This window comes from Streptococcus caledonicus (assembly GCF_042656225.1).
Lineage (GTDB): Bacteria > Bacillota > Bacilli > Lactobacillales > Streptococcaceae > Streptococcus > Streptococcus caledonicus.
Genome location: NZ_JBHSOJ010000016.1, coordinates 230,501 through 239,991, shown reverse-complemented (window position 1 = coordinate 239,991; position 9,491 = coordinate 230,501). Strand labels below are relative to the sequence as shown.

General features: G+C 37.3%; 5 protein-coding genes. 1 reads left to right on the top strand and 4 read right to left on the bottom strand.

The genetic code is table 11. From position 1 onward, the window contains the following. Positions 1-49 precede the first annotated feature (49 nt). The gene (locus tag ACFPQ3_RS05115) at positions 50-952 is read right to left on the bottom strand and encodes an HAD family hydrolase (RefSeq protein WP_156805424.1); all 903 of its coding nucleotides are present in this window, start codon (positions 950-952) and stop codon (positions 50-52) included. 162 nt (positions 953-1,114) lie between these two features. Here ACFPQ3_RS05115 and lysS point away from each other — a divergent pair, with 162 nt between their 5' ends. Then, a complete protein-coding gene (gene lysS / locus ACFPQ3_RS05110; RefSeq protein ID WP_156805425.1) occupies positions 1,115-2,605 on the top strand; it encodes a lysine--tRNA ligase in 1,491 nt (496 codons plus the stop codon). Between the two features lie 669 nt (positions 2,606-3,274). Here lysS and sstT read toward each other — a convergent pair. From sstT to ldcB, 3 genes are all read right to left on the bottom strand, one after another. Then, positions 3,275-4,483, bottom strand: coding sequence for a serine/threonine transporter SstT (gene sstT, locus ACFPQ3_RS05105; protein ID WP_156805426.1), 1,209 nt, complete (start codon positions 4,481-4,483; stop codon positions 3,275-3,277). Between the two features lie 821 nt (positions 4,484-5,304). After that, entirely contained in the window at positions 5,305-6,546 is a 1,242-nt protein-coding gene (locus ACFPQ3_RS05100; protein WP_156805427.1) for a CapA family protein, read from the bottom strand. A gap of 153 nt (positions 6,547-6,699) precedes the next feature. After that, positions 6,700-9,123, bottom strand: coding sequence for an LD-carboxypeptidase LdcB/DacB (gene ldcB / locus ACFPQ3_RS05095; protein WP_156805428.1), 2,424 nt, complete (start codon positions 9,121-9,123; stop codon positions 6,700-6,702). Positions 9,124-9,491 lie beyond the last annotated feature (368 nt).

Below are 9,491 nucleotides of genomic sequence, written 5' to 3'. Positions count from 1 at the left end.
AACAATCGATTGCTTTAAAAATATGGAAAAAGCCTAGCATTGCTAGACCTTATTTCACATATTTCAATCGCAAAATTTTCTCTTGACTTTTTGTCAAGCGTAATAAGATAACAACCTTGTCAATAGACATATTACTTTCCAAAAGACGTTCTGCTGCCATCATGAGACCGTTATTGATTCCCATTTCAAGAACAGGATTCTTCTTATCATTAACATCAAAGATAAATTTATTATCTGGTAAGTCGAAAAGGACCTTGACTGCACCAAAGAGTTGTTCAAAGTTATCAATCGCCACATCATAAACCGGTTTTGTCCCAGGCTTTAAAGTACGTCCACGATGGTTAAACCACATTGAGTGCCAACCACCATTATGCGCTCCCATAATGTCATTATCGTAAGAATCACCAACATAAAGGGTTGTCTGTGGATTCATATCAAACTGCTCTGCTGCAAGGTTAAAAATCTCTTTTTCTGGTTTTTGGAAACCCGTTGCTTGACTAACAATAACACGTTTAGGATCTACATAATCATAGAGACCCAACTTCTTAACTTTTTTTAGTTGATGCTCAGTTGGTCCGTTAGTAATAATTCCCATCGGAACACCTTTTGACTTAAGGAAATCTAAAGTCATGCGCATTTCATCAAGCATGGTAATATTTTCAAGCTCACGCTCATAAACCTCTTGGAAATGATTTCCTTCTTCTTCCGTAATGTCATGATGTCCAAATTCTAAAAGGGTCTCTTTACAACGCCAAAAACGGAAATACTCAGTCGTCCACTCTCCAGCCATTACACGTGGGAAACCAACATCAGAATAATGACGAAAACGAATGTAGGCTTGTTTGATATAACTCATGTCAAACTCAGGAAAACATTTTTTCATCGCAATACGATAAGGTGCCTGCTGATCGTAAATTGTATCATCAACGTCAAAAACAATTGAAGTTATCATTACAGTCTCTTTTCTTCAAGATTTTTCAATACAGCTTAATTATACATTGTTTCAGAACTTTTTTCAATCTTTCCTCCATTTTCAAAACTAGAACTGTTAAAAATACGTGTATTCTCTTAATTTTTATGGTAGAATAGATAAGAATATCTATTGGAGGATAACATGTCAAACGAACATATTGAAGAATTAAATGATCAACAGATTGTTCGCCGTGAAAAAATGGCGGCCCTTGCTGAACAAGGTATTGATCCTTTTGGAAAACGTTTCGAACGTAGCCACAATTCCGCGAAATTAAAAGAACTCTACGCAGATAAAGATAAGGATCAATTGCATGACCTTGGTGAAACGGCTACGATTGCTGGTCGTATAATGACCAAGCGTGGTAAGGGGAAAGTTGGTTTTGCCCACATCCAAGACCGCGAAGGCCAAATTCAAATTTACGTGCGTAAAGACGCTGTTGGTGAAGAAAATTACGAAATCTTCAAAAAAGCAGATCTTGGGGACTTCCTTGGTGTTGAAGGTGAAGTGATGCGTACCGATATGGGTGAGCTTTCTATCAAAGCGACAAAACTCACCCACTTGTCTAAAGCTCTTCGCCCACTTCCTGAAAAATTCCACGGTTTAACTGACGTTGAAACCATTTACCGTAAACGTCATCTTGACTTAATTTCAAATCGTGAAAGCTTTGAACGTTTTGTAACTCGTTCAAAAGTGATTTCTGAAATGCGTCGTTACCTTGACGGACTTGGTTTCCTAGAAGTGGAAACACCTGTCCTTCACAATGAAGCTGGTGGTGCTGCTGCTCGTCCATTTATCACTCACCACAATGCTCAAAATATTGACATGGTGCTTCGTATTGCACTTGAATTGCACTTGAAACGCCTAATCGTTGGTGGTATGGAACGCGTCTATGAAATCGGACGTATCTTCCGTAACGAAGGAATGGATGCAACTCATAATCCTGAGTTTACCATGATTGAACTTTATCAAGCCTATGCTGATTTCCAAGATATTATGAACTTAACTGAAGGTGTCATTCAACATGTTGCTAAAGCAGTTAAGGGAGATGAACCAGTTATCTATCAAGGAACTAAAATCAACATCCACGAACCATTCAAACGCGTTCACATGGTCGATGCAGTTAAAGAAATCGCAGGTGTTGACTTCTGGCAAGAAATGACTGTTGAAGAAGCTATCGCTATTGCCAAAGAAAAACATGTTCCAGTTGAAAAACACTTCACTTCTGTTGGCCATATTATCAACGCTTTCTTTGAAGAATTCGTTGAAGAAACTCTAATCCAACCAACTTTCGTCTACGGGCATCCTGTTGAAGTCTCACCACTCGCTAAGAAAAATGATAAAGACCCACGCTTCACAGATCGCTTTGAACTCTTTATCATGACTAAAGAATACGGTAATGCATATTCTGAGTTGAATGATCCAATAGACCAATTGTCACGCTTTGAAGCACAAGCAGCAGCTAAAGAACTCGGTGACGATGAAGCCACAGGTATTGACTACGACTACGTTGAAGCCCTCGAATACGGTATGCCACCAACAGGTGGACTTGGTATCGGTATCGACCGCCTCTGCATGCTCCTAACTGATACTACAACTATTCGTGATGTGCTGCTTTTCCCTACTATGAAGTAAGAATGAGCTAACATCTTGCTGAAGGATTCACGTATAAACCATGGCTCTCTTGTTTTCAAGCCATAGGCTGAAACAGTGCACTGTACTGTTTCACTCCATACGATAAAATAAGTTGGACTGATTTGCTCGTATCTACTTCACAGTGTGCTCCACTCACTCTTGTGTTTTCAAGCGAGTGGCTGAGGTTGGGACAAAAATATCTCAACCTTTTTTTGATAGCAATAACAGATTGACGCAGCGGTTGATTGGAGGTCTCCAACTGGACACCTCTTCGTTTTCAAGTGTCCACCTAAAACATCCACTAGACTATTTTAGTACTACGCAATCATTAGCGGCCATCCTATACGAATGTGATGAACGTCGTTCATCTTATTTCCAACCTCCAAAAGTCTTCCAGACCTTTGGAGCTGTGCGGAGGTGGGAGTGAAAGTGTCCAGTGGACAGTTTCAGACTGAGCTTAGAGACCAGAGAGCGAGGGAAAGTCAAGACTTCGAAATCATAACTTCTGTCTCACTCTCACTCCTTACCACGAAGTAATTGACATTAAAAAACGTTGATTCAAAAAAATTAAAAAACAGAACTCTCTCAACCATAGAAACGAATTTCTAAGTGAGATGTTCGTTTTTTTTTATAAACACAAACTCACCTCGAACCTGAGGTGAGCTTCTTTTATTTCTTCCAAGCCGATTTTTCTGCGACTGCTGTAAATAAAACATCGGTTGAAGAGTTAAGGGCTGTCTCACAAGAATCTTGAACAACACCAACAACAAACCCTACTCCTACAACCTGCATTGCAATATCATTCGGAATTCCAAAGAGGCTACATGCTACAGGAATCAAAAGAAGTGACCCACCAGCTACACCTGAAGCTCCTGCCGCTGACAGAGCTGCTACAATTGATAGAAGAAAAGCTGACCCAAAATCAACCTGAACTCCTAAAGTATGAACTGCTGCCATTGTCAGCACATTTATCGTAATTGCTGCACCTGCCATATTAATAGTAGCTCCAAGTGGAATAGATACTGAATAAGTATCTGAATCCAGCCCTAGCTTTTCACACAATTTCATATTAACTGGAATATTTGCAGCCGAACTTCGAGTGAAGAAGGCAGTTACTCCACTTTCACGCAAACATTGAAAAACTAATGGGTAAGGATTTGTTCTCATCACCAGCAAAGCGATAATAGGATTAATAACTAGGGCAACAAAAGCCATACTTCCTACCAAAACAAACAAAAGCAAGCCGTAATTTTTTAACGCAGAAAGGCCATTGTCTGACACTGTTGAAAAAACAAGTCCCATAATTCCAAACGGAGCCATGCCAATAACCCAAGTCACCACCTTCGAGGTAACTTCTGCCGCTGATTTCAGCAAATCTTTTGTTGAATTACTAACATGTCGAAGAGCTAATCCAAAAATAACAGCCCAAGATAAAACACCAATATAGTTAGCCGTTGCAAGAGCGTTAATCGGATTATCCACGACATTCAAAAGAAGGGTTTGAAAGACTTGCCCCACACCCTGAGGAGGTGTAATGTCTGTCTTTGCTGTAACGTCTGATAATATCAAATTGATTGGGAAAAGGTAGCTTGCCATAACCGCTACAAGTGCTGCCGCAAAGGTTCCTAACAGGTATAAAAAAACAATCATTTTCATATTAGTTTTTTGACCTTTTTGGGTTTGAGATAAAGCATGCGCTACTAAGGAAAAAACTAGAAGCGGAGCAACTGCTTTTAAAGCACCCACAAATAATGTTCCCAAAAGACCAATTACCTTTACATTAGGCATAACAATACCTAAAATCCCCCCCAAAACAATGCCTAAAAATATCTTTTTAATCAAATCTATTTTTTTCCAAATCGTTATCATAACCAACATTTCCTTATATTTCTAAATAATTATCTGACTATTATAATAATTTTATATTTTATTGTCAATTAATACGAAATTTAAAAAGGTAAAAAAATCATAATTTCCTATGGTTATAGCTTTTAGAGCTTAGTAAAACAGCAGCTTTCCAAAATCTATAGAAAGGATAGTACTACTTTTTAACCTCATCACACACTTAAAAAGTTCTTTGACTCCTTATAGTGTCCCATACACAATAAGAATAAATACCAATAATCAATTGAGAAATGAATAATTATAGCATATTAATAAATAAAATAGGCTGCAAAATATGTCCCACTCCTTAAAATATAAAGTAACAACAATTCTATCCAACGAATAGCCAGAAGCCTATCACTGAACACTTCTTCATTTTTAAACATCCATATTAAATAATCCTCTTAACTATCCTCCCTCTTTAGTTTTCAAACCCGAACCTAAAACAGTCCGCACACGATTTTAGTACCACGTGTAATTAATGGTTTGCTTATCCTAGTGCCATGAACTCAAGTCTCATTGATGCTGGCTTTATCACTTCAAAAAAAAAAAAAAAAACTGAGACAAAAATTTTTAGTTTAGAAAAATCTATATCATTAAATATAATTTTCTTATAAAATGTATATAAAACCGAACAAAGATGCTCTTTAAATATATAAGATACAACCTTTGTTCGGTTTCAGTGCCAAGAATTTTCTCCAAGACTCTTTGAGTAGTGCAGAGGTATTTAGTGGATTATTTCATCCAGAGCTTACAATTAAATTGCCAAAGAAAGTATTGAACTTAAAACAGTGACTTCTGTATCACTCTCTAAATCATTTCCAATGCAATCCGACCAACTCATTCATTTCAGTGTAAGCAATATCAACTTTCTCTTGAATATTAACTGGTATTTCAGAGCGGTATTTACCACCTTCAAGAAAATCTTCCAAAATCATCACTCGGTAATCAAAATTAGGGTAATTATAGTCAAGATTATAAGTTCCTTTATTCCAAGCCCAGACCATTGTTGGATGTGCCTCGGCTGTTTTAATAACCGTCTTATCTCCTTTTTTCTCAAAAGTAACATCCATGAGAAGACCTCTCTCTGTCCAATAATTTCCCAGCATTTCATAGGTCTGATTAGAAATAAAGTTTCCCATTGAGTAGATAATCAACTTTTTGTCACCTTTATGTTCAACAATTTCTGACGGCTCTGCCACATGAGGATGTCCCCCAAACACAACGTCTGCCCCCCAATCAATCATCTTATGATATAAGTCTACCTGCTCTGCTGTTGGCTCCAAGGCATACTCAACCCCCATCTGAGGCATGACAAGCGTCACATCCGCCAATTTCTCAGCTTTTTTAAGCTCCTTTTTAATCTTAGCTTCATCCAAATCAGACATATGCTTCTGGTACTCTTCATCGGTAAGGGTAGTCTCCATGCCATTGTAACCATAAGAATATCCTAAAATAGCAATTTTAATCCCATTGACTTCTTTGATAAGAAAATCTTGTTTTTCCCGATTTTTGGTATAAATACCAATGGTATCAATCCCAAGGGCATTGAAAGTTTCAACCGTATTTAAAGCTCCAGATAAATGTGAATCTAAAATATGATTGTGTGCCAAATCAACAACGTCATATCCTGTCTTTTTAATGGTTTGTGCAATTTCTGACGGCGCATTGAACAAAGGATAACCAGCTAATGGAAAATCTGGGCTTATCGTCCCCTCGTAGTCACCAATTGCTAAGTCAGCAGACTGAATCCACTCCTTAACATAAGTAAAATAAGGATCAAAATGGTAAGAACCATCCTCTTGAGCAGCTGAGGTGTAAAGAATGTCGTGAATCAAAATATCACCATTAGCGACTACACGTGCAGTTTGAACCTTATGTTCCTTAGTTTTTTCCTGTTCTAAACTTGTTTTAATCGTATTGTTTAAAACAAAGTCACCCGTGCTTAGACGTCTTTCGAGTAAAAATGCTAAAAAAAGCACTAATACCAGCAGACTAACTAGCAAGCCCAAACGACGATCTTTTTTTCGTTGTCTCTCTACGTGTCTTTTATCCATTCTTGGTCCTCCTTTGCGACCATTATAACATTTTATCAAAAGATAAGAAAGCGGTTTATAGAAGCATTAAGAACACCCAAATATAAAAAGAGTGAACAAAGAAGTCAATATTTCATAGAAATAGCTTCTCGTTCACTCTCTAACTCAAGCTTGCTAACTAATTGCGATGTATCTTCTATTGCCGCTGTAACTGATGTAAGAAATCCATCGACGCCCTTCAGAGGTTAACACGCTATCATAATTAACGGTTTCTCCAGCATCATAGTAAGCTAATTCTAAACTGGACATCTTTGGCTCTGCTTTGATTGAAGAACGTTTGGTAAAGGTATAAACACCCTTTGGAGCGATTGAAGTGGGACTTGGCTGTAATGTGGTTGCTAATTTCTCATAATCTCCGCCATCAAATCCATAATACTCTTCTAAGGTCTTTCTAGAAGCATAGATTTCCTCAGCTTCTTTACCAATATACCTCACATGCCAAGGTTCATCCATATAACCTGTCACAGCTTCTTTTCCTGGTAAATATCTAATCACAAAACCATATTTATGAGCATTGTGAGACAACCAATCTGCCGCTGCTTTATCCTCAAGTAAACGTCCAGATTTATCTGTAAAATCATAAGCTAAACCTGTCTGATGTTCACTATGCCCAGCACGTGCAGAATAACGATCCGCAGCTGCGTGACCATCACTATTGGCATACGTTTGATAGAGTGAGCGTTGCGTCTCATAACTTCTAAATCCGCTATAGGTTTTCCCAACATTGAATCCTTGATTAATCATATCGTTGCGCAAGCGGATAAATGCTTCCCTAGCTTCTGGTTGCTCGCCAGGGTTATAAGTTGATGCCAAAGGATACTTTTTATTGGCAATGATAATCTCATCATATTTCCCTTGAATGCTATAATATGAACCGTTGTAGGTCACTTCCCTAGTAGCTATAGAATCTGTAGCTTTCACATCTGCTGTCGTTTGGCTAACAAATTTTAACTGACCATCATTTTGACGATAGTATAAATGAATATTGTATTCACCACTATTATTTTTATGGTTGCTAACCTTCACAGAAACCTTGTAATTGCCCTGAGTTTGTTTAACAGCTTGATACCACTGAATATCATCTTGACCAGCTGAAGTAGACCATATAGGAACTAACACTTCCTTGATGCCTTGCGAAATCCCTACATTAGAAATAACCACATCGAATCCTTCTGTAGTCATATGTTCAACGGTAAGATTTCCTGTGACAACATCTTCCTGTGGCATTTCTACTGTCACTTTTTCTTTAGCGACAAACTTCTGAGTTCCATCTAATAAGGTGTAATAAAGATGAATATGATAATCATCAAAATCATTTTTGTGCTGTTTAATATCTACTCTCGTCTTATAACTACCATCTAGTTGTTTTTCAGCACTATACCAGATAAGATCATCCTGTCCTTCCTTATCTGACCAGATAGGAAGCCTAACTGCTGAAATTTTTTCAGAACTCTTAACATCATTAATGATAACATCAAATCCCTTGTCAGATTTATTTTCAATTTGCATGTGCCCAGAAACTGTAATCTCTTTTGTCTCAGATACAGGTTTGTCAGTTTCTTTTACCTGAGTTGACGAATCATTCTTGACAACTTCCTTTGTCACAACCTGACCTAAATCTACATAGCGTCGAATACCACTATAACTGATATAAGAAATCCAGTTATGATTATCATTGGTTAAAACCTTATCGTAGTTGACACTCTCCCCCTTATCGAAATTAAACTGAACAGGCGCCCCCATACTAGCTTCATTTCTAACATCTGCTGCCTTGTCAAAATGATATGTTCCTTTTTCAGGAATATTTAATTTGACAGTCTCTTTTACAACTGATTTGATTTCTGTCTTTGAAGTATCCTGAGCTGTCGTTTTTGTTTCAACCTTCCCCAAATCTGCGTAGCGACGCATGCCGTTGTAGCTGATGTAAGATAGCCATTGGTGACCATCGTTTACCAAGACTTTATCATAATTAACCTTGTCACCTTTTGGATAATAGAATTCTACTGGTGCTGAAACTTTGGCTTCGTTTTTGACATCCGTGTTTTCTGTGAAGGTGTAACTACCTTGAGGAGCTAGTGTTGGAACAACTGGTTGAACTTCAATTTTATCTTCTGAAGCCTGTGCTTCAACTATTTTAACATCTGCCATTACAGTAGCATTATTGACTACTGGCGCTGGTTCTTTTTCAGGTGTAAGTTGTCCTGTTGTAATATTTTCAGAAGATGTCAAAGCATTATCCACCAGCAGTTCTGAATTAACTTCATTACCTTCATTCGCTTGTGTAGCTTCTTCTGATATAGAAATTTCTCCCCCACTGCCAGTTTTCTCTAGCGATTGATCTACTGGAGTTGTTGGACTTGTTTCTGCAACCACTTGATTTTTCGGTTGACACCCACAGCAACAATGAGACACCTCATCTGCCATAGCAACCTTATGACCAAATATTAACATACTACCAAGTAATACCGAAGCAGCTCCAAAGGAATATTTTCGAATAGAAAAACGTTGTTTTTGATGTCCAAAAAGTTCTTGTTTCATGACTACTTCCTCACTATTCTTTTTTTCACCTTCATTATAATCCTTTATATTTCCATCATCAACACATAATTGTAATTTTTGTCATTTATTTGTAACATTGGTAACTATAAAGAAACTAAAATACTCTAGAATAGATAATTAATTAAACACAAACTCAAACTGGATCGTTTTTTAAGTAATCAAACACTACTCTGCCATTTAATAATGATATAAGTATAAAGCTGAGATTCTCTTTCTCAGCTTCATATTATTATTCGATTTTTATGATATTTTTCTAACTAATTATTAATGATTATATTATTTTTTAATAACTAATTTATAAAAAATGGATGTCAATCAGCATCCTCTCCCTGGCCAATCACTATACT